The sequence below is a fragment of the Mesorhizobium sp. B2-2-3 genome (assembly GCF_006442405.1).
GTDB lineage: Bacteria > Pseudomonadota > Alphaproteobacteria > Rhizobiales > Rhizobiaceae > Mesorhizobium.
Genome location: NZ_VFWC01000008.1, coordinates 85,206 through 109,319 on the forward strand (window position 1 = coordinate 85,206; position 24,114 = coordinate 109,319).

General features: G+C 63.5%; 35 protein-coding genes and 1 pseudogene. 13 read left to right on the top strand and 23 right to left on the bottom strand.

Annotated elements, in window-relative coordinates; all coding sequences use genetic code 11:
* Positions 1-29: 29 nt before the first annotated feature.
* A complete protein-coding gene (locus FJ951_RS16235) occupies positions 30-1,019 on the bottom strand; it encodes a Coat protein (protein ID WP_140515933.1) in 990 nt (329 codons plus the stop codon).
* 45 nt (positions 1,020-1,064) lie between these two features.
* Positions 1,065-1,976 (bottom strand): hypothetical protein, encoded by a 912-nt coding sequence (locus FJ951_RS16240; RefSeq protein ID WP_140515935.1) that lies wholly within the window; start codon positions 1,974-1,976, stop codon positions 1,065-1,067.
* A gap of 115 nt (positions 1,977-2,091) precedes the next feature.
* Here FJ951_RS16240 and FJ951_RS16245 point away from each other — a divergent pair, with 115 nt between their 5' ends.
* The 3 genes from FJ951_RS16245 to FJ951_RS16255 all read left to right on the top strand — a co-directional run bounded on the left by FJ951_RS16245 (position 2,092) and on the right by FJ951_RS16255 (position 3,160).
* The gene (locus tag FJ951_RS16245) at positions 2,092-2,259 is read left to right on the top strand and encodes a type II toxin-antitoxin system HicA family toxin (RefSeq protein ID WP_140500170.1); all 168 of its coding nucleotides are present in this window, start codon (positions 2,092-2,094) and stop codon (positions 2,257-2,259) included.
* A 4-nt stretch (positions 2,260-2,263) separates the two neighbouring features.
* Entirely contained in the window at positions 2,264-2,623 is a 360-nt protein-coding gene (locus FJ951_RS16250; protein WP_140515937.1) for a type II toxin-antitoxin system HicB family antitoxin, read from the top strand.
* A gap of 222 nt (positions 2,624-2,845) precedes the next feature.
* Complete coding sequence (locus FJ951_RS16255; protein WP_140515939.1) at positions 2,846-3,160, top strand: YMGG-like glycine zipper-containing protein; 315 nt, start codon at positions 2,846-2,848, stop codon at positions 3,158-3,160.
* A gap of 251 nt (positions 3,161-3,411) precedes the next feature.
* Here FJ951_RS16255 and FJ951_RS16260 read toward each other — a convergent pair whose 3' ends face one another.
* From FJ951_RS16260 to FJ951_RS16290, 6 genes are all read right to left on the bottom strand, one after another.
* Positions 3,412-3,618, bottom strand: coding sequence for a hypothetical protein (locus FJ951_RS16260; RefSeq protein WP_140515941.1), 207 nt, complete (start codon positions 3,616-3,618; stop codon positions 3,412-3,414).
* Positions 3,619-3,661: 43 nt separating this feature from the next.
* A complete protein-coding gene (locus FJ951_RS16265; protein ID WP_246671737.1) occupies positions 3,662-4,009 on the bottom strand; it encodes an SMI1/KNR4 family protein in 348 nt (115 codons plus the stop codon).
* A gap of 190 nt (positions 4,010-4,199) precedes the next feature.
* Positions 4,200-4,514, bottom strand: a complete 315-nt coding sequence (locus FJ951_RS16270; RefSeq protein WP_140515943.1) for a hypothetical protein — start codon at positions 4,512-4,514, stop codon at positions 4,200-4,202.
* A gap of 135 nt (positions 4,515-4,649) precedes the next feature.
* On the bottom strand, positions 4,650-5,309 hold the full coding sequence (locus tag FJ951_RS16275) for an HNH endonuclease (protein ID WP_140515945.1): 660 nt from the start codon (positions 5,307-5,309) through the stop codon (positions 4,650-4,652).
* A 458-nt stretch (positions 5,310-5,767) separates the two neighbouring features.
* Complete coding sequence (locus FJ951_RS16285; RefSeq protein WP_140515949.1) at positions 5,768-6,091, bottom strand: hypothetical protein; 324 nt, start codon at positions 6,089-6,091, stop codon at positions 5,768-5,770.
* Positions 6,088-7,866 (bottom strand): portal protein, encoded by a 1,779-nt coding sequence (locus tag FJ951_RS16290; RefSeq protein WP_140515951.1) that lies wholly within the window; start codon positions 7,864-7,866, stop codon positions 6,088-6,090. Before FJ951_RS16290 ends, FJ951_RS16285 begins: the two co-directional genes overlap by 4 nt.
* A 259-nt stretch (positions 7,867-8,125) precedes the next feature.
* Between FJ951_RS16290 and FJ951_RS16295 the strand changes: the two genes are divergently transcribed.
* On the top strand, positions 8,126-8,740 hold the full coding sequence (locus tag FJ951_RS16295) for a methyltransferase domain-containing protein (RefSeq protein WP_224519113.1): 615 nt from the start codon (positions 8,126-8,128) through the stop codon (positions 8,738-8,740).
* Between the two features lie 143 nt (positions 8,741-8,883).
* Here FJ951_RS16295 and FJ951_RS29015 read toward each other — a convergent pair whose 3' ends face one another.
* Both FJ951_RS29015 and FJ951_RS16305 read right to left on the bottom strand, forming a co-directional pair.
* Positions 8,884-9,009 (bottom strand): hypothetical protein, encoded by a 126-nt coding sequence (locus FJ951_RS29015; protein WP_263486360.1) that lies wholly within the window; start codon positions 9,007-9,009, stop codon positions 8,884-8,886.
* 4 nt (positions 9,010-9,013) lie between these two features.
* The gene (locus FJ951_RS16305) at positions 9,014-9,547 is read right to left on the bottom strand and encodes a hypothetical protein (RefSeq protein ID WP_140515957.1); all 534 of its coding nucleotides are present in this window, start codon (positions 9,545-9,547) and stop codon (positions 9,014-9,016) included.
* A gap of 71 nt (positions 9,548-9,618) precedes the next feature.
* On the opposite strand from FJ951_RS16305, the gene FJ951_RS16310 reads away from it, so the two are divergent.
* Positions 9,619-10,077, top strand: coding sequence for a nuclear transport factor 2 family protein (locus FJ951_RS16310; protein ID WP_246671738.1), 459 nt, complete (start codon positions 9,619-9,621; stop codon positions 10,075-10,077).
* A gap of 100 nt (positions 10,078-10,177) precedes the next feature.
* On the opposite strand, the gene FJ951_RS16315 is transcribed toward FJ951_RS16310, so the two are convergent.
* From FJ951_RS16315 to FJ951_RS16355, 8 genes and pseudogenes are all read right to left on the bottom strand, one after another.
* Positions 10,178-10,933 carry a terminase family protein gene (locus FJ951_RS16315; RefSeq protein WP_140515959.1) on the bottom strand — a complete coding sequence of 252 codons (756 nt, stop codon included), beginning with the start codon at positions 10,931-10,933 and terminating at the stop codon, positions 10,178-10,180.
* Positions 10,934-11,280: 347 nt separating this feature from the next.
* Positions 11,281-11,940: pseudogene (locus FJ951_RS16320) on the bottom strand (terminase family protein); the annotation flags it as partial.
* Positions 11,897-12,292, bottom strand: coding sequence for a hypothetical protein (locus FJ951_RS16325; protein WP_140499976.1), 396 nt, complete (start codon positions 12,290-12,292; stop codon positions 11,897-11,899). The gene FJ951_RS16325 and the pseudogene FJ951_RS16320, both read right to left, overlap by 44 nt.
* Positions 12,285-12,671: a hypothetical protein gene (locus tag FJ951_RS28815; protein ID WP_246671739.1), complete on the bottom strand. Its 387-nt coding sequence runs from the start codon at positions 12,669-12,671 to the stop codon at positions 12,285-12,287. Before FJ951_RS28815 ends, FJ951_RS16325 begins: the two co-directional genes overlap by 8 nt.
* A 723-nt stretch (positions 12,672-13,394) precedes the next feature.
* A complete protein-coding gene (locus FJ951_RS16340; protein WP_140515961.1) occupies positions 13,395-14,027 on the bottom strand; it encodes a hypothetical protein in 633 nt (210 codons plus the stop codon).
* Between the two features lie 223 nt (positions 14,028-14,250).
* Positions 14,251-14,514: a hypothetical protein gene (locus tag FJ951_RS16345; RefSeq protein WP_140515963.1), complete on the bottom strand. Its 264-nt coding sequence runs from the start codon at positions 14,512-14,514 to the stop codon at positions 14,251-14,253.
* 244 nt (positions 14,515-14,758) lie between these two features.
* Positions 14,759-15,736, bottom strand: a complete 978-nt coding sequence (locus FJ951_RS16350) for an IS1595 family transposase (RefSeq protein WP_140515965.1) — start codon at positions 15,734-15,736, stop codon at positions 14,759-14,761.
* Between the two features lie 118 nt (positions 15,737-15,854).
* Positions 15,855-16,502 (bottom strand): glutathione S-transferase family protein, encoded by a 648-nt coding sequence (locus FJ951_RS16355; protein ID WP_140515967.1) that lies wholly within the window; start codon positions 16,500-16,502, stop codon positions 15,855-15,857.
* 253 nt (positions 16,503-16,755) lie between these two features.
* Here FJ951_RS16355 and FJ951_RS16360 point away from each other — a divergent pair, with 253 nt between their 5' ends.
* A complete protein-coding gene (locus FJ951_RS16360) occupies positions 16,756-17,061 on the top strand; it encodes a hypothetical protein (protein ID WP_140499979.1) in 306 nt (101 codons plus the stop codon).
* On the opposite strand, the gene FJ951_RS16365 is transcribed toward FJ951_RS16360, so the two are convergent.
* The gene (locus tag FJ951_RS16365; RefSeq protein ID WP_140515969.1) at positions 17,062-17,490 is read right to left on the bottom strand and encodes a DoxX family protein; all 429 of its coding nucleotides are present in this window, start codon (positions 17,488-17,490) and stop codon (positions 17,062-17,064) included.
* 396 nt (positions 17,491-17,886) lie between these two features.
* Here FJ951_RS16365 and FJ951_RS16370 point away from each other — a divergent pair, with 396 nt between their 5' ends.
* The 3 genes from FJ951_RS16370 (at position 17,887) to FJ951_RS16380 (ending at position 18,930) form a co-directional block, all read left to right on the top strand.
* Complete coding sequence (locus FJ951_RS16370; protein WP_115144153.1) at positions 17,887-18,066, top strand: DUF3606 domain-containing protein; 180 nt, start codon at positions 17,887-17,889, stop codon at positions 18,064-18,066.
* Between the two features lie 81 nt (positions 18,067-18,147).
* Positions 18,148-18,591, top strand: a complete 444-nt coding sequence (locus FJ951_RS16375; protein ID WP_140515971.1) for a GFA family protein — start codon at positions 18,148-18,150, stop codon at positions 18,589-18,591.
* Positions 18,592-18,678: 87 nt separating this feature from the next.
* Positions 18,679-18,930: a DUF982 domain-containing protein gene (locus FJ951_RS16380; RefSeq protein ID WP_140499984.1), complete on the top strand. Its 252-nt coding sequence runs from the start codon at positions 18,679-18,681 to the stop codon at positions 18,928-18,930.
* A 60-nt stretch (positions 18,931-18,990) separates the two neighbouring features.
* Here the strand turns inward: FJ951_RS16380 and FJ951_RS16385 are convergent, their stop codons facing one another.
* Together FJ951_RS16385 and FJ951_RS16390 are read right to left on the bottom strand one after the other, a co-directional pair.
* Complete coding sequence (locus tag FJ951_RS16385; RefSeq protein WP_140499986.1) at positions 18,991-19,287, bottom strand: hypothetical protein; 297 nt, start codon at positions 19,285-19,287, stop codon at positions 18,991-18,993.
* Between the two features lie 75 nt (positions 19,288-19,362).
* On the bottom strand, positions 19,363-20,340 hold the full coding sequence (locus FJ951_RS16390; RefSeq protein WP_140499988.1) for an SDR family oxidoreductase: 978 nt from the start codon (positions 20,338-20,340) through the stop codon (positions 19,363-19,365).
* A gap of 194 nt (positions 20,341-20,534) precedes the next feature.
* Here FJ951_RS16390 and FJ951_RS16395 point away from each other — a divergent pair, with 194 nt between their 5' ends.
* Positions 20,535-21,467: an alpha/beta hydrolase gene (locus tag FJ951_RS16395; protein ID WP_140515973.1), complete on the top strand. Its 933-nt coding sequence runs from the start codon at positions 20,535-20,537 to the stop codon at positions 21,465-21,467.
* Between the two features lie 154 nt (positions 21,468-21,621).
* Entirely contained in the window at positions 21,622-21,936 is a 315-nt protein-coding gene (locus FJ951_RS16400) for a plasmid stabilization protein (RefSeq protein WP_140515975.1), read from the top strand.
* A 28-nt stretch (positions 21,937-21,964) separates the two neighbouring features.
* Here the strand turns inward: FJ951_RS16400 and FJ951_RS28475 are convergent, their stop codons facing one another.
* Positions 21,965-22,117, bottom strand: a complete 153-nt coding sequence (locus FJ951_RS28475; RefSeq protein ID WP_181172247.1) for a hypothetical protein — start codon at positions 22,115-22,117, stop codon at positions 21,965-21,967.
* 227 nt (positions 22,118-22,344) lie between these two features.
* Here FJ951_RS28475 and FJ951_RS16405 point away from each other — a divergent pair, with 227 nt between their 5' ends.
* Both FJ951_RS16405 and FJ951_RS16410 read left to right on the top strand, forming a co-directional pair.
* Positions 22,345-22,635: a hypothetical protein gene (locus tag FJ951_RS16405; RefSeq protein WP_140515977.1), complete on the top strand. Its 291-nt coding sequence runs from the start codon at positions 22,345-22,347 to the stop codon at positions 22,633-22,635.
* 109 nt (positions 22,636-22,744) lie between these two features.
* Positions 22,745-22,951, top strand: coding sequence for a hypothetical protein (locus FJ951_RS16410; protein ID WP_140515979.1), 207 nt, complete (start codon positions 22,745-22,747; stop codon positions 22,949-22,951).
* 58 nt (positions 22,952-23,009) lie between these two features.
* Here FJ951_RS16410 and FJ951_RS16415 read toward each other — a convergent pair whose 3' ends face one another.
* Positions 23,010-24,074 (bottom strand): PAS domain S-box protein, encoded by a 1,065-nt coding sequence (locus FJ951_RS16415; protein WP_140499996.1) that lies wholly within the window; start codon positions 24,072-24,074, stop codon positions 23,010-23,012.
* Positions 24,075-24,114: the final 40 nt, after the last annotated feature.

Genomic DNA, 24,114 nt, shown 5'->3' on the forward strand with positions numbered 1-24,114 from the left:
GCCTGGCCCACCTCCCGGGAGACGAAACCCTATGCCTCGGTCGTCTTCAGAGCGATGAACGTCATGGTCTTGACGCTCGACGCGGTGCGGTCCCAGTTCGCCGCCAGCGCCAGCTCCGCGTCGGTGGCGAATTCGCCGGCGGTGGAGGCGTCGAGGAAGCGGGTGCCCGGCACATGCGGCACGAAATGCCGGCGGCCGACCATTTCCGTCACCCCGCCGCCATGGCCCTGGCGCGGCTTGCGGTCGAACTCGAGCGGCCCGCCTTCGGTGTTGACGGGCAGCTCGTTCCACAGGATCGCCTTGTCCTTGAACATGAACGCGGTGTAGACGCCCGCCGCCTGCGGGATGTCGTCGTCGACCACGCAGCGCAGCCCCATGTAATAGGGGATGAGCGGCCCGCCCTGCTGCGAGGACGGCACATAGTCGATGAGGTCGGCGAGCTTCAGCGCTTTCATCTGCTTGGAATGGATCCAGAGGGTGCGGAACTTGTCGGCGCGGTCGCCCATCAGGTAGGCCGCCTCGATGATGTCGGTGTCGACGATGGAGGCGCCGGTGGCGCGCACCAGGTCGCCGCCGTCATTGGCCAGATTGTCGGCGACGACGCCCTTGAGCATGCCGATGAGGGTCAGCTTGTTGGCGCGCTGCCAGTACTCGGTCTGCCGCTTGACGATCAGCTTCTGCGGATCGTCGCCCGCCAGGATGGAGGTCAGGTCGGGAACGCCCCACGCCTGGGCGCGGACATTGCGGGCGGCGACCTCGCGGCGCGAGCCGATCTTCTTCATCTCGATGGAATCGGCCGGGTCGTCATTGACCGGCTCGGACGGATCGTTGCCGAGGTCCTTCCAGCCGGGCATGTCGACGGAACGGCCGCCCATCGACAGTTTCGAGGAGATGGCCGGATCGGAAAACAGGATGCCGGCCTGGTAGATTTCGAGCGACTGGACGTGCTCCTCGAAAGCGTATTGGGCATAAACGGACGGAACGATCGCGTCCGCGATACGGGTATAGGCGTCTGCCATTTTGTCTTTCCTTTGAGAGATTGATCGGCGGCTGATGCGTCGGGATCAGAGCGGGTTGTTCGGCATCCAGAGATCCGGGTTTTCGCCCGCTTCCCTGGCCAGCCGCCGGGCGCGTTGAGGGTCGCTTTTGACAAGGGCTGAAATGGCCGAAACGTTGCGCTCGCCGGCGGCGTTGCGCCGGAAGGGGTTTTGCCCCCGCGGCGCCGCGTCGGCGTCGATCGTGTCTTCGCGGAACATCGCCTCGCCGATCGCCTGGAAGGCCCTGGCGATCTGCGGATCGGTCAGGGCGCCGTCGGGCAGAAGGATGCCCTTCTGCTTGTAGGCATCGACCAGGCCGAGCTTCTTCATCGCCCGGTTGGCCACCTCCAGCTTCTGGCGAAAGCCATCGCTGTCGGCCGGGCCCCAATCCTTGACGAGGTCGTCATGGGTGGCTTCGACCGAGCGGGCGAGCGCTGCCTGCTGGGCCGCCGCCTGCTCGGCCATATAGCCGACGAACCTGTCATGATAGGCCTGGGCGATCTTCGGCGTGGCGCCGGCTTCGACCGCCCAGGCCTTGGACGCCTGGGCGAGTTCGTCCGAATAGGCGAAGCTTTCCGGCAGGCCGTCGGGCCGCCGGTATTCGACCTTTTCGGGCGATGTCAGCGGACGCATCGCCTCGGGCAGCCGGGCATGGAATTTGTCCCAGTCTTCCTTCGGCGCGTCCCTGGCTGGAACGCGCAGGCTTTCGCCCTGCCGCCGCTCCAGCTCCGCATAGGATGTGAAAACCCGATCGAGGCTTTCAGGCTTGGTCCAGCCCTTGGCTTCAGCAAGCTTGCGGTTGCCTTCGGAAAGACCGTCAAACCAACTTTTGCCGGCAAGCACGGCGGACCCGTTATCCGCGCCTGCCGGTGGCCGTTCCGGGTTGCCCGCCGGCTGCGACGAGGCAGCCACGGACCCGGCATCTGCCAGATCTGTCATGTGATGTTCCTTTTGAGGGTTAGGTTGGAAGTGAACTGGTGGCAGGCCGGCGGGCCAGAGGGCTGGCGGGACAGCGCCCGATCGGCAGCGCGATCTCTATGGACAGGCACTTGAGCTGCGTGTTCCATGCACAACACGAAGAGCGCGACGTCGAAAAGGCAGCCATGCTCAGTTCAAGCACACGACCAAGCCGGGTCGGGTTACGGTTACGCATCCCAAGCGGGACATCCCGATCGGCACGCTGAAGAGCATCGAAAAGCAATCCGGTCTCAAGTTGAGGTAGAGAGATGCGCCAGTATGTCGGACTGATCCACAAGGAAGCAGGCAGCGATTTCGGCGTCTCCTTCCCCGATTTTCCTGGCGTGGTGACTGCCGGTACGACACTGGACGATGCCCGTGCCATGGCGCAGGAAGCGCTCGCTTTTCATGTCGATGGTCTGGTCGAGGATGGCGAGGCCATTCCCGAGCCCTCGTCGCTCGAGCAAGTGATGGAGGACAAGGATAATCTTACCGGTGTGGCCGTTCTGATCCCCCTGAAGATCGAGACAACGAAGGTGGTACAGGTCAATGTCACCATCCCCGAAGATATCCTCGGCGAGATCGACGACTATGCAAAACGACACGGCTATAGCCGTTCGGATTTCTGACCGCCGCCGCCAGGAAGATCATCGAGGCGGCCTAGGCCGGCTGAATCATTTTGACAGGCACCGGCGCTAGCGCCTTGTTCGAAAGAGGTGTTTTCGCGCCGTCGGTTCATCAACGTCCGAGAAACCATGTCTTATATCGTGACAGCCTGTGCCGCCGTTCCGCCGCAATGCGGCCGCACGGGACGATCGATAGGGATTTCGGATATTTAAGGGAGACGTCACATGAACCTTCATAAAGTCATTGCCGCCGTTTTGATGGCCGCCGCGCTGGCGGGCTGCGCGCAGACGGAAGGCCAGCAGCGGGCCGGAACCGGTGCGCTGATCGGCGGCGCCGGCGGCGCCCTCGTCGGCCAGGCCATCGGCGGCAACACCAAGAGCACGGTGATCGGTGCGGCCAGCGGCGCCCTGCTCGGCGCCGTCGTCGGCTCAGCCACCACCCCGCAGCGCCGCGGCGACCAGCTCTGCCGCTACCAGGACCGCTACGGCCGCATCTACACCGCGCCTTGCGACGACCGCTATTACAACGGCAATTATTGATCGTTAGCCGCCTTCTCCCCGTTCACGGGGAGAAGGTCCCGGCAGGGGGTTGAGGGGCAGCGCCGAAGCTTGAAAAAGCTGGCGCTGCCGAACCAGAATTACGGTGACAGTGCACTCTTTTCCATGTGGCAGTACGGCGCTTCACTCCAATCACGTGGGTGCAATCTTTAAAAGTGCACTGTCACGGTAATTCTGCACGATGATCGGCCGAAGCGGGTCGTGGTCACCGCAAGGTCAGTGCTCCCCGCAACCTACCCATCCGCCCGCGGCGCCTTCTCCAGCGCCGTCTTACGCTGAATTTCGATAGTTCGATTCCAGAAGCGCACCGCTTCAAAATGCTCTTGTCTGGTCAACCAGATCTTATCCTCCAAACTGACTGGATCGCCGCCAACCGCAATCGGTTTGACATCGAACAGTTCCATGCCCTTGGAGCGCGAATTTGTATCTTTGACACTCATTTCCAATCCTCCAGCCTAGCAAATAGATCGGCGAGGTCGCGCGCTATCGTCTCGGCGGATTGCCGTTCCATAAATATAAACGGGATGCGCAGGATTGGCATTTCCACATCCTCGGTGTCGAAGCCATAGGCTTCCCCTCCTCCGTTCGATGCGAACAAGAGATGCCCGGCGCATATTTTTCAACCTCATATTCTCGATTAAATTCTGCCAACTCTTCGGCTTTGAAAAGAATTATATAGCTGTCGCCGACGAAGCCTTCACCTCCATCATGCTCCTTAAGGAAATCGGTATAATCCTTGGGCAGCGTCACTCCCAACTTTGCGGACAGGCCATCGACAACTGCGGCTTCAGCCGGGGCGTCGAACTGTCCCTCAGTTAGACTATATCTCACTGCTATCCTCCCAGGTCTTTCAGCAATTGATCCACCACGGCATAGCCAGTTGTCGATGCACTTCGCGAGGCAGAACGATTTTGTTGGGAATTACGGTGACAGTGCGCTACTTCCATGCTTCAGTCCGGTGGTTCAAGCCAACTAGGTGATGCGGCCGATAAAAGTGCACTGTCACCGCAATTCCGATAAATCAACTTTTGAAATTCTCGTCCACGAACATCTCGGCAAATCTCTCGGGCGGGAGGGTCGTGCCGTTGACGCGAGCGATTTCGACATTCCTCCGCCACATATCCCGGATTGCTGCCGGCATTCCCTCGGGCATGTGCATGGACTGGGCGACTGCATCATGCCATTGTCCATCACCATCAAACAGAGATTGCAGTTTGGGGGCCATTCTTTTCAAGCCCTTCTCCGACTCTTGAGAAAGTTCTCCGATCGCCCAGAGCACATAAACATCCAGCAGTCTAAGCAGCGGCTGTCCGTCATAACGTGGGTTAGTCGACATTTAACCTCTCATGCATCATAGGTGGCATAGTAAATAACGTGTTCGCAGAGGGCGGAAATGCTTGGCTTTTCTTTCTGCGAAGCAAGGCTCGGCCGCGTAGATTGTGGGCTCCGCTACGTAGACCGGTCCTCCTCGTCAAATTCCGACAACCGCCCAACGATATCCAGCAACTTCATTTTTTCCCCATAGGGAAAATCCTCCTCGGCCATTCGGATGCAGTGTTTTCTGGAAGATACTCCCTCGATCATGTTGAGATCTAGGGACGAGTTGCATTACACCAGGTTCATCTGCGTGGTGCCAGCTGAAGCCGGGAGGTGCAGCGCGGGGGGCTAGCCCTGTCGGCGTTCGCTGAAGATTGAGACCCTGATTCAGCAAATCCTGAGCGAAAGCAATTTCTCCCTCCATCGTTTGCAATAGGGATTCGTTTGCAGCTTGGACGTGTACTGGGCGCGACGAGCCCGGATACAAGGTCGGGTCCAATCGCATCTCATGTATTACGGTGCGCGGATCGACCTGGCCGTACATGGCCTCATACAGGCCGTTGCCATCGGCCGGCGCGTTTGCCGTCACCTCGTCTTCCGCCTGCGCGATCTGACTGTTGAACCGGCGGCGAGTCAGCTCGGCGTCGAACGCTTCCTGCTGGTTCTTCATTTGCTGGTGGCGCTCGGCGACAGCCGAAAGGTGCTCGCCCGGCCCTTGCATGGCGGCGCCAACGGGCGATCGGTGCGGATATTCCGGGGCGCTGCCGGTATCGAGCCGGCGCTGGGCAATGGAGACAGGAATGATGCTGACCATGTGCTGTTTCCTGCCGGCTGGTTTTGAAAGGAGCGCACGCGGCGACGGACCGCCGGACATGGCAGCGGGATCGGCAGTGCGGACGGTGGAGATTCGGCGGGAATCCGGATGCGGAAGGATCGCGACGCGGCTCGTGCGGGATGTTCGACAGACCGCCGTTGCCGGGGCGGCGGCGCGGGAGCCAAGGGGCAAATAGTGGGGCGCGGCATGCACGACGGCCGATCTCCCCCCTCGTGGGGGAGATGTCCGGCAGGACAGAGGGGGGCGCCGTAGAGCGCCGACCTCGGTCGCTGCCGAACTTTGAACATGGCCATATGTTTGTCGTCTAGGGCCCGGCTTGAGCGACCGCTCGTGATTTGATCGCCGTGCGATGAACACGGCAAGGCCGGCGGGACAGCGCCCCCCTCTGCCCTGCCGGGCATCTCCCCCACAAGGGGGGAGATCGGCGCTTCAGCGCCTCACCTCTCCTCCTCCCGTGCCGCCTTTTCCAGCGCCACGAGCTGCGCCTCGTCCAGCGTCAGGAACCCCATAATGTGCTGCACCACTTCGGCGCGCGCGTTGCTGAGCGCGCTGTGCAGCTCGAAGCCATTGGGGGTTCTGGTCCGCGCCATCCACTCGCCGTATGACGGGCGCCTGAAATAGCCGACCGTCGCCGCGAGATCGGCCAGCACCATTTCGCCGTCCTCGCCGGAGAACACGCGCAGATACGCCTTGACCAGCGCCTCGCGTGCTTTGGCGGGGCCGCCGTTTTGCGACGCGTGGGCGAAGCGTTTGCGGCTCATGCGCGCTGTCCGGCCGGCATCGCGCCCTGGGCGCCGGCATCAGGTGCCGGCCCATCGGCGGTGCCGCCCCGCAGCATGCCTTGCAGGCCTTCGAGCAGGCCGCTGTCGCGCGCCTGCACGGCCGCCGGCACGGTATCCTTGGCCACCTTGCCGGCGGTGGCGATCGCCGCCATGCCGGCCTGCGCCTGGCTGGCCTTGGCCCTCGCGTCGCGCAGGCCCGCCACCTCATCCTTGCGGCGGAAGATGCGCTGCGGGCTGCGGCCGGCGCTCTGCACGATCTTGAGCGCCTCGTCGCTGTCGATATTGTCCATCACATCAGGGTCGAACTGCGCCATCTGCATGGCCGTGGTCACCAGCTGGATGGTGTCGCGCGCTTCCGCCGAGCGGCGCAAGACATCGAGCGGACCGGTGAAGGTCGGCCGCACCGCCTTGCCCGCCAGGCTCGCCGGCGGCAGGAACCGGCTGTCCTCGTCATAGAGGCCCTTGTCCTCCAATATGCCGAGCTCGCGGTCGAGATTGGTGGCAAAGCCCGCCTGGATGATCGAGCCCGACGGCCCCAGCAGCGCGCCCTTCTCCTCCTGGCGGATCAGCGCCTCGGTGGCGGTCATCTGCGGGTTCTGCACCAGGGTCTGGAACAGGTTGACGAACATCATGTCGCGGATCTCCTCCGCCCGGCTCGCCGCATAGTCGAAGGCGTAGCTCGGGTTCTGCCCGGTGGTGATCGGCGCGATCAGCGGCCTTCCATTGTCGTCGATGAGGCCAGGATAATTCTCGCCCGGATCGAGCACCGGCACGTAGTCGAGCCTGGCCTTCGACGCCGTCGGCGGATCGGTGATTTGTTGCAGCGCGCGCAGGCCCGAGCGGCGGACTGCGTTTTCCTCGCGCACGGTCGTCAAGGCTTCGATGGTCGGCGAGATGCCATAGGCGTCGCCCTCGTAGCGGCGCCAGTTGAAGGCCGACACCGGGAAGGTGCGAAACCCGCTCTCGCGCACGATCTCCTCCTCGTCCTCGATGACGTGGTAGGAGGCAAAGGCGGCGTCGAGATAGCGGTAGCTTCCGCCCGAGCGGTACATGCGGCGCTCGTCACGCGGCTGGATGCACTGGATGAGCGCGATCTTCTCCTCGCATTTGGCGGGATCGTCGACCAGCGTCCTGATGCGCGCCGGCAGTTTTTCGTAGCCGAGCAGCTGCGCCGCCTGGCGCGCGGTGCGTTCGTAGCGGCGGTGGAAGATGTCGACCTGGCCCCAGCGGTTGCGCGAGAGATAGCCTTCCACCACCGGGATCGAGGCGTAGCGGATCAGCGTCGAACCGAACCCTTCCTCGGCATAGAGATAGGCCGGACCGTAGCGCACGACATTGCGCAGGCAGGCTTGCGTCGCCGGCACGAAATTGGAATTGGCGGAGTAGCGCAGCGAAAACAGGAAGTCGCGCAGGTTTTCCGCCCATTCCTTTTCCTCGTCGGTCTCCTCGTCGTCCATCTCGGCGGTGGTCAGCCCGTGCCATTTCTCCGACTGCGGGATGATCAGGCTTTCCAGCCCGGCGGCCAGCCGGTTGGCGGCCGAGTTGATGGTGTTGGCATAGACGCGGGCGCCGCGCCGCTCCTGCCGCTCGGCCTGGCTGTCGCCGCGGCGGGCACCGCGCCCGGAGCGGATATCGGGCGCATCGGGATCGCAGAACTCCGCCACCGCCTCCCACACGGGCTCGTAGGCGGCGCGCTCGCTCTCGAGTTCGGACTGGCGGGAAAGAATATCGCGGGCGCGGGAATCGCTGGTCATGGGGGCCTCGTTAAAACTGGGGGATCTCCCCCCTTGAGGGGGAGATGGCCGCAAAGCGGCCAGAGGGGGTCGGATCGACCGGGTTCGGCCTTCTGCAACAGAAGGAGGTTAGCGCTTCATGCGAGGCGACCCCCTCTGTCGCCTCCGGCGACATCTCCCCCTCAAGGGGGGAGATCGGCAGCTTCAGCCGACGATGTCATTCTTTTGCGCGGTTCTTGGTCTAGGAACGTCTCGCGGCGGGGTTTTGCAGGAGGTCGATGTGACGACGACAAGCCTTGCCGCCCTGAAGAACCAGAGCAAACGTACCGTTAAACGGCTCATCGGCTACGATTCCCGCAACTGGCTGCGCATCCGCCAGATCGAGGCCTTCACCACCTTCCTGACGGCCGCCAACCGCAAATCGCGCGACGTGATCGAGATCTCGCCTGGCTGGAATCGCTACTGGAAGGCGATGTGCCCCAACTATCGCTCGGTCGACTTCCCCGATTTCGACATCTGCAAGGATCGCACCGACGAGCAATATTCCATCGTCATCGCCGATCAGGTGCTGGAGCATGTACAGCGGCCGCAGGCGGCGGCGCGGAACATCCACGCCATGACCCGCGAGGGCGGCTGGGCGATGGTGGCGACGCCCTTCCTGTTTCGCGTCCACGCCAGGCCGCACGACTACAACAGGTGGACGCCGGCCGGCCTGAAGCAGTTGATGGTCGATGGCGGCTTCGCCGAGGACAACGTCCAGGCGTTCGGCTGGGGCAACAAGGCCTGCGCCCGCGCCCACATAGGCGGCCCGGTCCGCGCCTACGGCCTGTGGCGGGACCTCAGCAACGACGAGGAATACCCGATGATGGTCTGGGCGTTCGCGAAGAAGGGATGAGCGGTGGAAGCTGCCAATCTCCCCCCTCGTGGGGGAGATTGGCAGCGTTCACCCGCCACGCCGCTTCACCAACCTTGCATGCCGTCTCCAATACCACCAGTCCAGCACGCGCCGGCGAAAACTGCGCTTCATCGCGGTCATGGTTACACCCCCAAAAGCACGCGGCGCTGGCCGGCGAGGCTGCCGGGCGCCAGATCGGTCTTGATGGTGCTGGCCGTGCCCTGGCGTTGTTCGAGCTCAGCCCGAAGTGCTGCTTCGCGCGCCTGCACGTCCTTATCCCCGGCCGTCGGCACTGCCGGCAGCGGCTTCAGTTCCGGTGGTTTTTGAAACAGACACATGGTTCCAGCCTTCTCTTGTCCAGTCGTAAAGGAAAAAATCTTCGCCGTTCCTGCCATATCCAGGCAGCAGGCAGCGCTGCGTGGCGCCGAGCCGCCCAAGCCAGCGCAGCGCCAGTTCATTGCCGGCCAGCGCCCGCGCCTCGACCCGCCAGGCGCCGCGGGCGGAAATCTGCGGCCCGAGCACAGTGTGAAAAAATCCGGTGATGCCGGGCACGCAACGCTTCATGCGGCGCGTGCCCCAGCTCCAGGCGATCCAAAGCCCGCTCCGCTGCTCGGCCGCACCGAAGCCCGCCTCCGGATTGCCGTCGAGCTCGGCCACATAGGCAAGTCCTTGCAGCGCGGTAAGCGCCAGCAGCGCCGGCGACCAGTGGTCGAGCTGGCAATCGATCTCGGCGCGGTCCTCGGGCCGCAAATTGGCGGCGATGTAGGAGAGGTCGCGCAGGGTGGCGGGGACGATGCGGAAGGTCATGCGGATGCCAGAGCCGCGGGAATGCGGTTCATCTTTGTGAGTGCAGCGGAGCCTGTGAAAGGCCCACGCCCTTGACCGGTCTCCTCGCCGGTGACCTACTTCGACCATCGAATGCGGGAGCAAAGACATCGGTCATCCAATTGAAGGGAGACGGGCGAATGGACATTCGATCGACGCTGACGCAGCTATGCGAGGCCTTCAACGCGCACGATCTCGATCGGATCATGGCGTTCTTTTCCGACGACTGCATTCTGGAGATGCCGAGGGGAGGCAAGCCCTGGGGTTCTCGTTTCGAGGGCAAGGCAAACGTACGGAAAGCACTGGCGACACGCTTTGAAGGCTTGCCCGATGTCCACTACGGCAACGCCGAACATTTTGTGGATTCGACCGCCGATACCGGCATCTCGAAATGGACGCTCACCGGCACCACACGCGAGGGGGAGAAAAAGGAGGTCCGGGGTTGCGACTTCTACACGTTTCGCGACGGCAAGGTGATCCGCAAGGATTCATATTGGAAAATCCTGGAGTAGGCGCAGGGACATCGCAGCGAGGGTCATGGGCCGGCGCCGGAGCGCCCGTTTCCTCCAGCGGGAATTGCGCTGCCGCGACGCTCCGAAGAGCCCTCCGCCCTCACCTGAACGCCCCCAGCGGATCGCTCTGCCCCTTCGCCCGCCTCGCCGCCCTGAACTCCGCCGGATCCACCATCGCCTCGCGCAGCATCATCACGCCGTAGCGCGTCGCCGCCATCAAATCGTCGCGCAGTTTCACCACCTGGCCGTCCTTGCGATGGTAGAGCCGGAACTCCTCGAACCAGGGGACAAGCGTCGAAAACACCTTGAAGCGGCCGGATTGCATGCGGTCGAGCATCTCCATCAGCCCGGCCTCGACCGAGACAGAGCCGTCGGGGAATTGCGCGTGGCGGGTCAGCATGTTGAGCCCATGCGCGGCATATTGCTTGGCGAGCGCCGTGCCCGCCCCTTCCAGCGTCTCGCGGCGGCCGTCGCGCGGCCACGCCCAGGGCAGCCATTCGCCCCAAGGCTTCAGGGTCAGCGCCTGCATGGCGGGAGTCTGCTGCGAGGCGCGCGCGGCCTTGGCGACATAGACGACGTCGGCCTCTGTATCCCAGGCGAGCTCGACCGCGGCGGAAGGGTGGTCCCAGCCGAAATCGAGCGCCCCGATGCGCGGCCAGTAGCGCGGCAGCCGGAACGGCGCGCAGGCAATCAGCTCCTCCGCCACCGGAAAGATGCGGCCGGACCCCAGCACCGGAATGCCCCGGGCGCGGGCCTCGCGCTCATGCGCGGGATAGGCGGCAACGATCGCCGCGCGCTCCTCGGGCGAATAATGCTCGGCGTCGTCTATGGTCATGAAGGTGACGTGACGGGACATGGGGGATCCTGAATCACTTTCGAGATAATCGATGTAGCGTCTTGTGAAGGCTACGTTTTTCGGACCAACGTCGCGCCGCCCCTCACCTGCCTGCCGGCATCCTCTCCCCGTATAGTGACGGGGAGAGGGGTGCTGTTGTCGACGGTTTCGCCAATCGCGAACGTTCAAGAATCGGCGCCGAGATTGCGGCCAGCTCCCTTCTCCCCGTCATTACGGGGAGAAGGTGGCGGCAGCCGGATGAGGGGCAGCGCCGACGAAGGCGAGCAAGCGCCAAGTGCGATGCCGCTCGTCCCCAATCAGTTTCTTCTCCATCACCCCTTCCCCATCCCCTCCACCTCCGCCGCCGACAAAAACAGCAGCACCACATCGGACATGCCGAGCAGCGGCGTGAAGGTGACGATGGTGATGCCGCCGGTGGCGTTGGTGCGGGTCAGGCCCTCGGAATAGATGTCGAGCGGCGGTTCCTCGTCGAACCAGACGCCGTGCAGCGTTTCGCCCTGCCATTTCTCGCGGCCTTTCTCGAAACTCTTGAACGACAGCACGCTCTCGCCGGCCTGAACATCGCCGCCGCCGCCATGGCGCACCACGACGCTGTCGAGCGCGCCCGGCGCGCCACGGCCCATCATGGTGTCGACGATGGCATCGGCCGGGATCATGCCGGTGCCCCATTGCGCCTGCTGCTGCGGCGGGCCGACCAGCACGCGCTGCGGATTGTCGCGCGTGCCCTCGCCGGTGACGCCGGCGGCCCACAGCCGCACCGGCGCATCGAAAATCTTGCCTTGCCACCACGCGGGATAGCGGCCCGTCAGGTGCATGGCCCATTCGGCGCCGCCGGCGCGGGTCTTGCCGAGCTGGTTGCCGGCCATGAACAGCCGCTCGCGGTTGGCGGCGCCTGCCGCGTGAAACGCCGCCTGCCTGGCATAGGGCCGGTAGGCGGCAAGCTGGTTGGTACGACGCCTGCGGTCAAGCTCCGCCAGCAGCGCCAGATATTCCGTCCTCGCCGCCACCGGCGATGTCTTCGAGGAACGGTTTGACCGCGGCTTCGAGCGCGCGGATGCGGCTGCGGATCTCTTCATCGCTCAGGGCATCCAGATGGTTGACGGCGACATCGAAATCCTTGGGCAGCACCGAAAGCACGATCTTCAGATACTGGTCAGGCTTGTCGGCCCGCACTTCGGCGATGACGCCGGCGCCATGGGCGCGGAAATCGGCGCGCACGGCGGCGAGAAAGTCGTCGCCCAGCGTTTTCTTCGGGCGTTTGCGGCGGGTCTCCGGCGCGGTTTCCGGGCTTGCGCTCCGGCTGGCGGCCGGCTTGCGCCCCTTGCCGCGCGCCGGCACTGCGGCGGTTTCGTCAGCCATGGCCCGTCACCGTCTCGGCGTCGCCGGCGCGGGCCTTGGCCTTCGACGGCGCGGACTTGACCGACCGGACCCGCTTCTTCTTCGAGCGGGCGGATTTCTTCCTGGCATTCGTGCCGCCCTTCGGCCGCCCGGCAAGCTTTGCGGCGCCCGGCAGGCCCTTCAGGCCCGCCATCACGAGGCCGACGGCGCCGCTATGAATCGCTGGCTGCGGGAAAGCGAAGCCGCCGGCCGCGTCCCGCACCATGCCGATCAGCACGCCGGTTGCGACCTGCTCGATCCGGCCGAGCCGCGTCTGCGGTGCCGCACCCTCGAATTCGCCAATGGCGCTGACGACCTCAAGGCCGTCATCCCCGGTGATGATGGTGGCATAGCGTGGCATGGGATTTCTCGCGGATAATCGTCAGGTTGGAAACGTCGCATTCCTTCGCGTCCCCCTCTGTCCTGCCGGACATCTCCCCCACGAGGGGGAAGATCGCAGCTTCGGCGCCTCGCTTTTTTCTACAACGTTGGCGATTGGCGAAAGCCGGGACAACAGCCGATCTCCCCACCCGTGGGGAGATGGCCGGCAGGCCAGAGGGGGGCGCCGTAGAGCGCCATCGTTCGAAGAGGAAAGCAAAACCAGAAACACAAAACCCGCCTCGGCGGCGGGTCATCGGCGCAACTCAGCACCATAGATAAAAACATAGCATAGTTGCCTTCACCCCGTCAACAGGTTTTAGGAAAAAATTCCTTATCGGCTTTAGGCATCCCCGCGCAGCGAATGCACGCCTTCACGGCATGGGCGAACAGGATCAGCCCAACTAATGAACCGGGGCTTCGTCACAATCTCGCTGTGAAGGTCGCTAAGCGCGTTGAATGAAGATCCGCTCGAATATCGCGCCAATACCCAGCACGACCGGCGCTCTTGTTTCGGCGGCGCCAGAATCAAAAACCCGCCTCGGGGGCGGGTCATCGGCGCAACTCAGCACCATAGATAAAAACATAGCATAGTTGCCTTCACCCCGTCAACAGCTTTTAAGAAAAAAATCCTAATTATATACTTGACGTACCAGAATCGAGAGCTCACTAATGCAAGCCGACAGGCCGGCACCAGAAATAGCTATCAATCCTGAGTTCCTTCAGAAGAGTGTGGACTGGTGGCAGGATCGCTTAGGAGACCGTATTCCCCCTGACTGGCCCATTCTGCCGCTTTTCGTTGAGCGCTATATAGCCGAATTGCTTCTGCCAGAGCTAGGTTCTGGTAGCGCGGTAGCTCTAGCATCTCGCCGCGAAGCTTGAGTAAGTCCAAGGTGAGGTCGAGGCACTTGATCGTAAAGGCATTGATGGCGCTGAGGAGGTCCTGTCCCGTTTTGCCTTTAAGATGGCCTCGATCATGGAATTGACGGACCTGTGAAGGGCTATGTTCGTCGATGTAGACGACATGAAGGATGTCATTGCGCTTACCTGCAATCGCGTTGATTTCACCCAGAATTGAGTTGGCCCTCTTCGCCAACGTTCCACTCTTGGGTTTCAGCTTTAAGCTGACAAGATTGGTGACCATATCGCGCTGGGAGCGGTCGGAAGCGACGACGAAGAATATGGATTTTGCTTCTTCCTCTTCCAGTTCAGAGAGCATTCGGAATAAGGCAAAAACTTCGCCGGATAACGTATTCCAGGATATGGTGGCGCGCCCGACCGTGACGGGGACGGATAGTTCGTGAATGGCGATCAGAGTATCAATGCTAGGTTCTGACATGGCTGAATCCCCCAAAGACAAAGACCAGGATAAGGGCGACGAGGTGTTGCGGCGCCTACTGAAAACCCCTCCCGATCCGAAGACCGGGAAGGGAGAGAAGCCCAAAGGAAAAGACGATGAGAAGAAAGATAGCTCACCTCGTTCTTAGGCTGCTCGGTTTTACCGCGTGGGATTCAAACGGAATTCCGCTTGGCCGACGCGTTATCCTGTCAGCGAGCGACGGTTAAAATCGAGCATCGATCCAAGCTTGTGTGCCCTTCCAGCATCCTTGCTTGGAAGGCTCGCTCCCAAGCGGGGCGACGAACACGTAGTCGTCGGTGTCGATGTGCTGCGCAAGATATCCGCGCAGTTCATCTGCTGCGTTGGCTGTGTCTACGAGATAGAAATCTCGCATCACCTTGAACGCGCCCAAAGCATCGAACGCATCCCAAAGGGGCTGGTAGTCCTTTTGTTTATTGAGCTGATAGCTGACTGCGAAATAGGCCATGGTAAAAAGTTCCTGTGTGTGGCCACAGGACGGCTTGACGTAATCACCGGTAGGTTTAGTTTGGCGAATGTCATGTGCCTAGCCGTCCTGTGGCTTGGTTGCATTAACGGCGGTGACTGCGAATCACCGCCGTTTTCAACTCTAAGGCTAAATCAACCGTGGAGTCTCCCGTTGAGGGTGTTACTCACACGGTTTTTTGTTCTTCTTTCGTTTCATAATGAGGAGAAGCCTTCGCGCCTTTTGTTTAGGCGTGACCGGCTTCACCAATCCGCCGATAGGTAAGGCGCTTGTCGCGAGCCATGCGGAGCAGGTCTTCGGCGCGCTCTGCATCCGAGACTTTCAGAGCAGTGCGGCGATTGTAGCGAAAATCAAACTCGGCCAAGTAGCGATGCAAATGAGCCTCGCCGCAATGCTGATAGACGCCAACCATGCCACGCTTGAACACTGAGAACACGCCTTCGATGGTATTGGAGTGGATCGTCTCAGCACCTTCGTAGCGAACGTATTCGCCCTGCGCATGATTGGTCGTCTTATGGGAAGCGTATTCCTCGCCAGTACGGATGTAGAGGCGCGAGGAGTCGGTGTAGAGCGTCGATGCACGGTCAACATTGCGGACCAGCACGTCGCGCACGGTTGAGGCCGTGGCATCGTTCAAATGGAACATGCGGACTTTGCCGCCGCGCTCCACAAGGCCAACCACGGTGCGCTTCTGATTGCCGCCAGTCTTGATATACGGGCGGCCCTTGCGCTGCGGTGAAGGCTTGCGGGGTGTCTCACGTTTGCCGATGTAGGTTTCATCGGCTTCGACAGTCTTTCCCTCGCCACCAAGCGGACCGGATGAGGCAACGTCTTCCTTCATGGCTTCGCGAATGCGGTGCGCCATGAACCAAGCGGTCTTGTAGGTGACGCCAAGCATACGATGCAGTTGGTGAGCGGACATGCCTTTCTTGGACGAGGCGTAGAGATGCGACGCCAGCACCCACTTGTGCAGACCGATCTTGGAGCGCTCGAATACGGTGCCGACAGTGACAGAGAACGGCAGGCGGCATTCGTTGCACTTGTAGACACCGGGGCGCGTGGACTTGCCCGCAAGCTTGGTGATGCGCTCGGGGCTGGCATTGCCGCAATGAGGGCAGAACGGACCATGAGGCCAATGGATAGCCTCCAGATGCTCGCGGGCCTTGTCGGCGTCGTGGTAGATTGCGGCGGTCAGATCGAACATTGCGATAACTCCTTGCATTCGTTATCGCAAATTGGCCGTGGTACGTCAAGTATATAATTAGGAAAAAAATCCTATCTCGCCCATCCCAGCCTGGTTCTCCCCGGGCCTGCCGGCTTTATCAGTTGGGTGCTGGAGCATTGACCGCGAATTGCGCGGCGAACGCCCTGCCATAGGCGGGCCGGGCTTCGCCGCGGGCCACATAGGCAGCCAGGTTTTGATATTCGTCCAGAATGCCCGACATTCTGAGCCGCAGCAGCACAGATACCATCAACAGATCTCCCGCGCTGAACGCACCGTCGAGCCAGTCGGCGGCGCCCAGATGGGCCGAGAGCCTGTCCAGCCGGGCGCGAACGCGGTCCTTCACCAATGGCAGGCGCTCCTCGCTCCAGGGCTTGTCGGCCTCGAATATTTTTGCCGTCGTCAGTTCGAGGATCGGCAGCTCGACGGTGTTGAGCGCGGCAAACATCCAGGTGATGGCGCGGGCGCGGGCATCGCGATCCTCCGGCAGCAGCCCCGGATACCGCTCGGCAAGGTGGAAGACGATCGAGCCGGTCTCGAACAGGCAGAGCGAACCGTCCTCGTAGGTGGGGATCTGACCGAAGGGCTGAATGGCCAGATGGTCGGGGGCCTTCATCTCGGCATGGGAAACAAGACGAACCTCATAGGGCTGGCCCACTTCCTCGAGCGCCCAGCGAACGCGCGTGTCGCGCGCCAGTCCCTTGCCGCCGTCGGGCGACCGTTTGAATGCCGTAATGGTGATTGTCATTGCATCCGCTTCCTTGCCTGTTTCCTGGGCTTCCTGGCGATGACGAACAAGCCTGCGCGGCAGCCCGACATCGGTCTTGAACTATTTTCCTTGCCGGGCGCGGATCGCGAATGCGTGCCAGCGCGTTTTGAACGCCTATGCACGCCGCCTCAAAGTGACCTCGGTTTTGGGCGACATGCGTAGGCCGATACCTGCAAGTGCGTCGCACGGGCCCTGTTCAGCGTGACGCGCCTCACCGATGGGAGCAACCGCCATGAACGTCGCCAACCTGCAACTCGAGGGCCTGCTGATGGCCGTCGCATCGATCAACCACGTCCTGGTCAGGAAGGGCGTGCTGACATCAGAGGAGATCGACATCGCCCTGCGCAAGGCCGAAGCCGGCGAAACCAGCGAGGAGCGGTCCGAGGGCATGTCGGCGTCGAGCCGCGACGCCGTCAATTTCCCGATCCGGCTGCTGGAGCTCGCCAACCAGTGCCAGCCCGAAGCTGACATGCCGTCCTTTTCGAAACTGGCGCGCATGGTCGGCCAGATGAAGGAACCCTACAACGACCAGATGTAGCTACGCCCTGCCCGGCCATCCCGGATTGAGCGAAAGCACGCGGCCCGGCCCGTGCACGGCGGCGAACAGCAGCCCGGCCAGGAAGGAAAAATGGTCGACGAAGAAGCCGAATTCCGCCTGGTTGCCGGCCCAGTGGCTCGGTCCGTGGAAGGCGAAGCCGAGGAACAGCACGTAGACCGCCGCGACCAGCGCGGCCGGCGTGAAGAAGGCGCCGGTGAGGAAAGCGATCACCAGCAGCACCTCCAGTATCGCCGCGCACCAGGCCAGGAACAGCGGAAACGGAAAGCCGGCGGCGGCGATATAGCCGGCGGTGGCGCCCATGCCCATGAACTTGAACGTCACCGCCATCAGGAAGACGGCCGCGAAGATCAGGCGGGCGATGAGCAAGGCGGCGGTCTGCCACGGCGATTGGACGGTTGGCGACGGCATGGTTGTTCTCCCGTTTCGTTTGCTTGTCTTACCCAATTCCGGATGGAAACCGAACTTTCCTGGAATTGCTCCTAGGACGCGCCACGCACCGCGCATCCGACATATCCGCCGAAGTTTTTTCCGGATGTCGCGATCGGCGCCACATGATCGGGCCGCTGTCGCAAAAACCGGAGTCAGTTTTTGCCGGCTCCTTGATCGAGGGGGCCGCATCGGCCCTGATGTATCTCTCCGCCATGCGCCTGGAGCCGGCCTGAGGCAGCGGAGCCGATATTCCGGTCCGTGATCGCCAAAGCCTGCGAAAGCCGCTATGGAACCAGCGGCGTCAAATGCTGTTATGTATGACCGCAGGGTCGCGCCGCGACGGCGGCGCGCCGGGGTTGGAAAGTGAGGCTCGGCATGGCGGACGACAAATCGAAGATCAAGCAGGATCGCAAGCTGGTTTCGAGCGAGGAAACCTATGAGGTTGCCGCTTTCGCCCGCAAATACGGCATCCCGCAGAGCGAGGCCCAGACCATCATCAAGCGCTACGGGCCGTCGAGGAAGAAGCTCGACAACCACATGGCCGCGCGCGGATAGCTCGGCGCGACCGGCTTTGGAAGCGTTGCCCGGGCAAGATCCCGGGCTCATTGCGGCACCGAATGGTTGGAGGCCACTACCATGCCCGACACCGCGCGCAGAACCGGCAGTTGCCTTTGCGGCGGCGTGCAGTTCACCGTCAGCGGTCCGCCCCTGCGGGTTGGTCTCTGCCATTGCAAGGATTGCCGCAAGACCAGCGGCTCCGCCTTTGCCGCCTTCGCCATCTGGCCGCGCCAGGCCTTCGAGACATCGGGCCTCCTCGGCACCTATGCCGGCCGCGGCTTCTGCCCGACCTGCGGCAGCCGTGTCGCCTCGCTCAGCGACGACGAAGCCGAGGTGATGATCGGCAGCCTGGACGTGGCGCCGACCGATCTCATGCCGGAGTACGAATTGTGGATCGGCCGGCGCGAATCCTGGCTGCATGCCTTGCCCGATACGCGGCAGTTCGAGCACGACCGGCCCGCCGCGCAGGCTCCCGGCCCGCCGCCGCCGAGGCCGCTGTCGGACGCAGCTCCCGGCGGCTGAAAATTAGTCGAAAAGTTTAGCGGCTGCGACGGAACCCCGGAACGGCGGCCGGCGTTATCGGGCGCCTCAGTTTCAATGGAGATCGCCGTGAACGACAAGTTCTTTCCCCGTCCGGTCAGGCTGAAGGTCGGACCGGCCCGCGAGCGCGTGGTGCGCAGCGCCTGGGAAGGCCTGGAATGCCTGCGCGACTGGCCCGGCAAGCACGGCCGGCGCTACCGCGCCGCATGGCGCAGCTGCCGCGATGCCCTCGATGGCTGGACCCCGGCCGAGAAGGCGATGCGGGCCATGATCGATGCCGGGCGCGAGGCGGAATTCCTGCCCGGCAACGGCAAATCCTGAAAACCACCCGCCTCACGGGGTGGTCCGGAACCCGATAGCTGCATCGCGGCAAGCCGCCGGCTACTGTTTCGGCGGCTGCGGCGGCACTTCACCCGGTTTGATCACCGGCGTCTTGCCTTCGTTGGGCGCCGGCGCGGCCATGCCCTGGTCGCCTGTCGGCGGCGGCTTCAGCACGCCGCCGCAATCGTTCAGCGTCTCGGTCAGCGTGTTGTCGGTCGGCTGCTGGTTGCCGTCGGGCTTGGCCCGGCATTTTTCGCTGGGCGCCTGCTTGTCGGGGTTCTGCTGCTCGGCCTGCGCCAGCGCCGCGGCGGGCGCGGCGAGCATCAGGCTGACGGACATGATGGCGAGAAGTCTCATCTCGGCCTCCTTTCCGGGTTAGGCCGCCCTCACCGGCCGCCCAATGGTCGATGGCTTGCCTTCGACAGGCTTGCCTCAATAACCGCCGACGATCGGCAGGATTTCGCCGGTGATGTAGCTGGAGCATTGCGGCGAAGCCAGGAACACATAGGCCGGCGCGATTTCCTCCGGCTGGGCGGGCCGCTTCATCGGCGTCTTGGCGCCGAACTGCGACACGTCCTGCGCCTCCTTCTCCGACGGATTGAGCGGCGTCCACACCGGCCCCGGCGCCACCGCGTTGACGCGGATGCCCTTGCCGACGAGGTTGCCCGACAGCGCCCGGGTGAAGGCATGGATGCCGCCCTTGGTCATGGAGTAGTCGACCAGGTCCTTCGATCCCTCGATGCCGGTGACCGAACCGGTGTTGATGATGGCCGAACCCGGCTTCATATGCGCCACCGCCTCCTGCGCCATATGGAAGTAGCCGTAGAGGTTGGTCTTCAGCGTGGTGTCGAAATGCTCCTCGGTCAGGTCGGCGAAATCGGTGGAATGGATCTGGAAGGCGGCATTGTTGACCAGCACGTCGAGCCGCCCCAGTTCCTTCACGACCCTTGCCACGGCCTTGGCGCAGAAGGCGCGATTGCCGACATCGCCGCGCAAGGCGAGGCAGCGGCGGCCCTCCGCCTCGACCGCTTGCTTGGTCGCCTCCGCGTCGCGGTCCTCGCTGAGATAGACGATGGCGATATCGGCGCCCTCGCGCGCGAACAGCACGGCCACCGCCCGGCCGATCCCGGAATCGCCGCCGGTGATCAACGCCGCCTTGCCTTCCAGCTTTCCCGAACCGCGCCAGAACGGCGCGTCATAGAGCGGCGCCGGCTCGATGGCCCATTCCTCGCCGGGTTTGGGATGATGCTGGGCGGGAAAAGGCGGCGCGGGATATTTTCGCGCGCCGGCCTGCATGGCGCCGTCGCCCTTGGGCTTGGCCTTGGCGCGGTCCTTGGCGTCGACCTTGCGCTGGATGCTGCGCTGCTTGCTGGTTGCTTTCGAACTGTCGCTCTGGGTGCTGGTCGGCATGGTCATCTCCTCTGTGTTTGGACCGGAGACATCCCGAACCTCCACGCGCAACGCGCGGAACTGTTCGCGATGTCTTCGGTCCAAACGCTCTGCTCGCAGGGACAACGCATGTCGGCGGAAAAAGTTGGCGGCTTTCGCAGGCGCGCATTGCAACCGCTCGCGTCCTGCCGCCGTTTCGCCTGCCGGAGGCAATCATGTTCGAAGGTTTTCAGACCCTCGAGGTCGACTGCGGCGACGCCCGCATCTTCGCCCGGCGCGCCGGCGACGGGCCCGCCGTCCTTCTGCTGCACGGCTTTCCGCAGACGCATCTGATGTGGCGCGACGTGGCGCCACGCCTGGCGGACCGGTTCACCGTCATATGCGCCGACCTGCGCGGCTATGGCGCCAGCTCATGCCCGGCGTCGAGCGCCGATCACGCCCCTTACGCCAAGCGCGCCATGGCCCGCGACATGGTGGCGCTGATGGCCGAGCTCGGCTTTTCCAGCTTCATGGTCGCCGGCCATGATCGCGGCGGGCGTGTCGCCTACCGCCTCGCGCTCGACCATCCCGACCGCGTCGAAAGGCTTGCCGTGCTCGACATCGTGCCCACCGCCGACGCCTGGGACCGGGCCGACGCCAGGCTGGCGCTCGGCTATTGGCCGTGGTCGTTGCTGGCCCAACCCGAGCCATTGCCGGAAAAGCTCCTGGCGGGCGCGGCCGACGCGATCGTCGATGATGCCCTGGGCGGCTGGGGCTCGTCGCCAGAGACATTTTCCGCCGGCGTGCGCCAGGCCTATGTCGAGGCCCTGCGCGATCCCGCCCATGCCCATGCGATCTGCGAGGAGTACCGGGCGGCCGCGAGGCTCGACCGCGAGCACGACCATGCCGATCGCGCCGCCGACCGGCGCATAGCCTGCGCGGTGCTGGCGCTGTGGAGCGGGCAAGGCGCGCTCGCTGAATGGTATGCCGGCGAAGGCGGACCACTGGCCTTGTGGCGCGGCTGGGCCGGCGATCTGCGCGGCCATGCGGTCCAGGGCGGGCATTTCTTTCCCGAAGAAGCACACGCGCAAACGGCCGCCGAATTGAGCGCTTTCTTCGCCGGCCCCAAAACCACCGCCCGAGAGGGCAATGTCAGGAAAAGTGCCTAGCGGTTTCCCACCTACCACTTTCCCTGGGGAATCGCGTCGAAACGTCTGGAGCGGTTCAGCGGGAACCTCCCCAGCCGGCCGCGACCAAGGGAATTGGAACCACATCCTTGGCTGCGCAGTTGCAGGGGCATCGAATGAACCCGGGAGCAGAACCATGCCACGCGGAGAAAAATCGAAATACACCGACAAGCAGGAGCGCAAGGCAGACCACATCGCCGAGGGCTACGAGCATCGCGGCGTGTCCGAGAAGGAAGCCGAGCGCCGCGCCTGGGCCACCGTCAACAAGGATGATGGCGGCGGCAAGAAGGAGGGCGGCTCCGGCCGCGGCAAGCACACCGGCCATCCCGCCGCGCACAAGGGCGGCGAAAAGGGCGGCAAGGCTTCCGCCTCGCGTTCGGCCGCGAGCCGGTCGGCATCGGCCAGGAAGGCAGCCGCGACCCGCAAGCGCAACGAAGCGCACGCTCATTGATGCGCGGGGCGACCGGGCCGCGAAATTCCTATGCGCCCTGCCCGCCCTCGCCCGGGCCGCTCTTGATCAGATCGTCGCCCGGCGGATCATCGAAGTTGGGCTCGGCCGGATTGTCGGACGGCGGCCTTTGCGGACAGTCCTCGTAGCCGTGGTCGCGGCCGCCGCAGAACGAACAGCACATGGCTTCGCGCTCCCTGTTCCCGGGCGGCCATCGCGGGGTCTGGTAAGGCTTCCTGCCGAGCATGCCCAGCAATGCGCGAGGCGCGATTTGGTTGCGCGCCCGCGCCGTCCCTCGCAAGAGAAGACGCCGGCTGTTGCGCAACCGCCAGACAAAGTGCGAATCTCCCCGGCATGCCGCAACCAAGCTTAATCGCCCGGCGTTGCGGATCATGCCTTGGAGAGACCGCCATGTCCGTTCGAATCCTGTTGCCGACCGTGGCTGCCATGCTTGCCGCCACTGGCCTGGCCGAAGCCCGGCCCGACAGCCGCGCCATGAGCTGCGCGCAGATCCGCGCCGTGATCCAGAGCCACCGCGCCGTCGTGCTGACCACCGGCCCCAACACCTATGACCGCTATGTCAGGCAGTTCGGCAATGAATGCGATTGGCCCGAAGTGCCGATGTCGGCCTATATCCCGGCCCGCGACGGGCACTGTCCGGTCTACCGCTGCGAGGAGCCGGTCAACAATTTCCCGAATTGACCGGTCGGCCAGGCGCCGGCATCGACGTTCGGGGATTGCCGCATCCCTGCCTGAAACCATTCCGAGGGGCCGGCGTTGACGCGTGGGGTGGCCGCCACAGGAGATGCCCATGACCGTCAACTGCCGCGTATCCATCGACAACCGGCCTCAATCGATCGAGGCCGTTTTCCAGGCCGTGCCCCGGATCGGCGAGAGCGTTTCGCTGTCCGTCGACGGAAACGCCCAGGACCTGCGCGTTTCGCGCGTCGTGCATGTGCCCGACGGTTCGCTCGAAGGGGCTGCGATCATCGTCGAGGTGACGGGCAACATCCTGTAGTCGCCTGAATCCGCAAATGCGGCGCGCCTTGGCCACGGCGGATCGGCAGCGGCAGCTTTCAGATGCCTAAGCCGATCGTCTGGCCGGCGTCTTCCATAGGGTGCTGCGGCACGATGATCGACGCCAGCGGCGCGTTCAGCGTCCATCTGAAATAGCCGGGCGAGCGCTCGATCACGGCGGACCCGCCGAGCGACTGCGGCGCCACCCTTTGCAGGACAACGGTGCCAAACCCCTTGCGCGTGGTGTCGTCGCGCTCGTCGCCGCCGCTATAGGGGGGCGACCGCTCCTCCCAGACAAGTTGGAATTCGCGTTCGGCCAGAGCGTCGTCGCTCATGCTCCAGGTCACCTCGACCCGGCCGGAATCGCTGGCGAGCGCTCCGTACTTGGACGAATTGGTGCCAAGCTCGTGGAAAGCCATGCCGAGATTCTGCACCGCATTCGACTGCAAGGTCAGCAGCGGTCCCGAAAGTAGTATCTGCTCCTCGCGGCCGAACGGTTTGAGATGTTCCTGGACCAGGTCGAACAGGCTGGCTCCCGCCCAGTTCGAGGTGACCAGCAGATCGTGCGAGCGTGACAGCGCCATGATGCGGGCGCGGATCATCTCCTCGAACTCGCGCGGGTCCTGCGAGCGCTTGCTGGTTTCCCTGACCATCGACAGGATCACCGCAAACTGGTTCTTGACGCGATGGTTGACCTCGCGCATCAGCATCTTGATCCGGCGCTCGTTCTCCCTGCTGGCGCTGATGTCGCGGGCGATCTTCGAGGCGCCGACGATCTCGCCGCTGGCGTTCCTGATCGGCGACACCGTCAGCGAAACGGCAATGAAGGTGCCGTCCTTGCGCTTTCGCGTCGTCTCGTAGCTCGCGAGGCGTTCGCCGCGGCGGACCTTGGCGATGATCTCGGTTTCCTCGTTCTTGAGGTGGTCGGGGATGAGCATCAGGATCGACTGCCCCAACGCTTCCTCCGCGCTGTAGCCGAACATGCGTTCGGCCGCCTGGTTCCAGCTTTTGATGATGCTGTTCAGGTCCTTGCTGATGATGGCGTCGAAGGAGGAATCGACGATCGCCGCCAGCTGCGCATCGGCCGTTGCGTCCTGTTTTTCACCGCTTGCTATGTCAGCCATTGCCCCGCCAGGTGTCAGCCTATAGCCACTAGATAACGCG

Excerpts from the sequence above, each read along its gene's own strand:
- FJ951_RS16415 (WP_140499996.1), bottom strand. The coding sequence starts at position 24,074 with ATGGCTGACATAGCAAGCGGTGAAAAACAGGACGCAACGGCCGATGCG.
- FJ951_RS16325 (WP_140499976.1), bottom strand. The coding sequence starts at position 12,292 with ATGGCTGACGAAACCGCCGCAGTGCCGGCGCGCGGCAAGGGGCGCAAG.
- FJ951_RS16370 (WP_115144153.1), top strand. The coding sequence starts at position 17,887 with ATGGCGGACGACAAATCGAAGATCAAGCAGGATCGCAAGCTGGTTTCG.
- FJ951_RS16315 (WP_140515959.1), bottom strand. The coding sequence starts at position 10,933 with ATGTCCCGTCACGTCACCTTCATGACCATAGACGACGCCGAGCATTAT.
- FJ951_RS16290 (WP_140515951.1), bottom strand. The coding sequence starts at position 7,866 with ATGACCAGCGATTCCCGCGCCCGCGATATTCTTTCCCGCCAGTCCGAA.
- FJ951_RS16270 (WP_140515943.1), bottom strand. The coding sequence starts at position 4,514 with ATGTCGACTAACCCACGTTATGACGGACAGCCGCTGCTTAGACTGCTG.
- FJ951_RS28475 (WP_181172247.1), bottom strand. The coding sequence starts at position 22,117 with ATGTGCTGTTCGTTCTGCGGCGGCCGCGACCACGGCTACGAGGACTGT.
- FJ951_RS16375 (WP_140515971.1), top strand. The coding sequence starts at position 18,148 with ATGCCCGACACCGCGCGCAGAACCGGCAGTTGCCTTTGCGGCGGCGTG.
- FJ951_RS16350 (WP_140515965.1), bottom strand. The coding sequence starts at position 15,736 with ATGTTCGATCTGACCGCCGCAATCTACCACGACGCCGACAAGGCCCGC.
- FJ951_RS16250 (WP_140515937.1), top strand. The coding sequence starts at position 2,264 with ATGCGCCAGTATGTCGGACTGATCCACAAGGAAGCAGGCAGCGATTTC.
- FJ951_RS16410 (WP_140515979.1), top strand. The coding sequence starts at position 22,745 with ATGACCGTCAACTGCCGCGTATCCATCGACAACCGGCCTCAATCGATC.
- FJ951_RS16260 (WP_140515941.1), bottom strand. The coding sequence starts at position 3,618 with ATGAGTGTCAAAGATACAAATTCGCGCTCCAAGGGCATGGAACTGTTC.
- FJ951_RS16340 (WP_140515961.1), bottom strand. The coding sequence starts at position 14,027 with ATGTCAGAACCTAGCATTGATACTCTGATCGCCATTCACGAACTATCC.
- FJ951_RS16355 (WP_140515967.1), bottom strand. The coding sequence starts at position 16,502 with ATGACAATCACCATTACGGCATTCAAACGGTCGCCCGACGGCGGCAAG.
- FJ951_RS16285 (WP_140515949.1), bottom strand. The coding sequence starts at position 6,091 with ATGAGCCGCAAACGCTTCGCCCACGCGTCGCAAAACGGCGGCCCCGCC.
- FJ951_RS16405 (WP_140515977.1), top strand. The coding sequence starts at position 22,345 with ATGTCCGTTCGAATCCTGTTGCCGACCGTGGCTGCCATGCTTGCCGCC.
- FJ951_RS16360 (WP_140499979.1), top strand. The coding sequence starts at position 16,756 with ATGAACGTCGCCAACCTGCAACTCGAGGGCCTGCTGATGGCCGTCGCA.
- FJ951_RS16240 (WP_140515935.1), bottom strand. The coding sequence starts at position 1,976 with ATGACAGATCTGGCAGATGCCGGGTCCGTGGCTGCCTCGTCGCAGCCG.
- FJ951_RS16275 (WP_140515945.1), bottom strand. The coding sequence starts at position 5,309 with ATGGTCAGCATCATTCCTGTCTCCATTGCCCAGCGCCGGCTCGATACC.
- FJ951_RS28815 (WP_246671739.1), bottom strand. The coding sequence starts at position 12,671 with ATGCCACGCTATGCCACCATCATCACCGGGGATGACGGCCTTGAGGTC.
- FJ951_RS16255 (WP_140515939.1), top strand. The coding sequence starts at position 2,846 with ATGAACCTTCATAAAGTCATTGCCGCCGTTTTGATGGCCGCCGCGCTG.
- FJ951_RS16400 (WP_140515975.1), top strand. The coding sequence starts at position 21,622 with ATGCCACGCGGAGAAAAATCGAAATACACCGACAAGCAGGAGCGCAAG.
- FJ951_RS16345 (WP_140515963.1), bottom strand. The coding sequence starts at position 14,514 with ATGGCCTATTTCGCAGTCAGCTATCAGCTCAATAAACAAAAGGACTAC.
- FJ951_RS16385 (WP_140499986.1), bottom strand. The coding sequence starts at position 19,287 with ATGAGACTTCTCGCCATCATGTCCGTCAGCCTGATGCTCGCCGCGCCC.
- FJ951_RS16365 (WP_140515969.1), bottom strand. The coding sequence starts at position 17,490 with ATGCCGTCGCCAACCGTCCAATCGCCGTGGCAGACCGCCGCCTTGCTC.
- FJ951_RS16395 (WP_140515973.1), top strand. The coding sequence starts at position 20,535 with ATGTTCGAAGGTTTTCAGACCCTCGAGGTCGACTGCGGCGACGCCCGC.
- FJ951_RS16390 (WP_140499988.1), bottom strand. The coding sequence starts at position 20,340 with ATGCCGACCAGCACCCAGAGCGACAGTTCGAAAGCAACCAGCAAGCAG.
- FJ951_RS16305 (WP_140515957.1), bottom strand. The coding sequence starts at position 9,547 with ATGACCTTCCGCATCGTCCCCGCCACCCTGCGCGACCTCTCCTACATC.
- FJ951_RS16235 (WP_140515933.1), bottom strand. The coding sequence starts at position 1,019 with ATGGCAGACGCCTATACCCGTATCGCGGACGCGATCGTTCCGTCCGTT.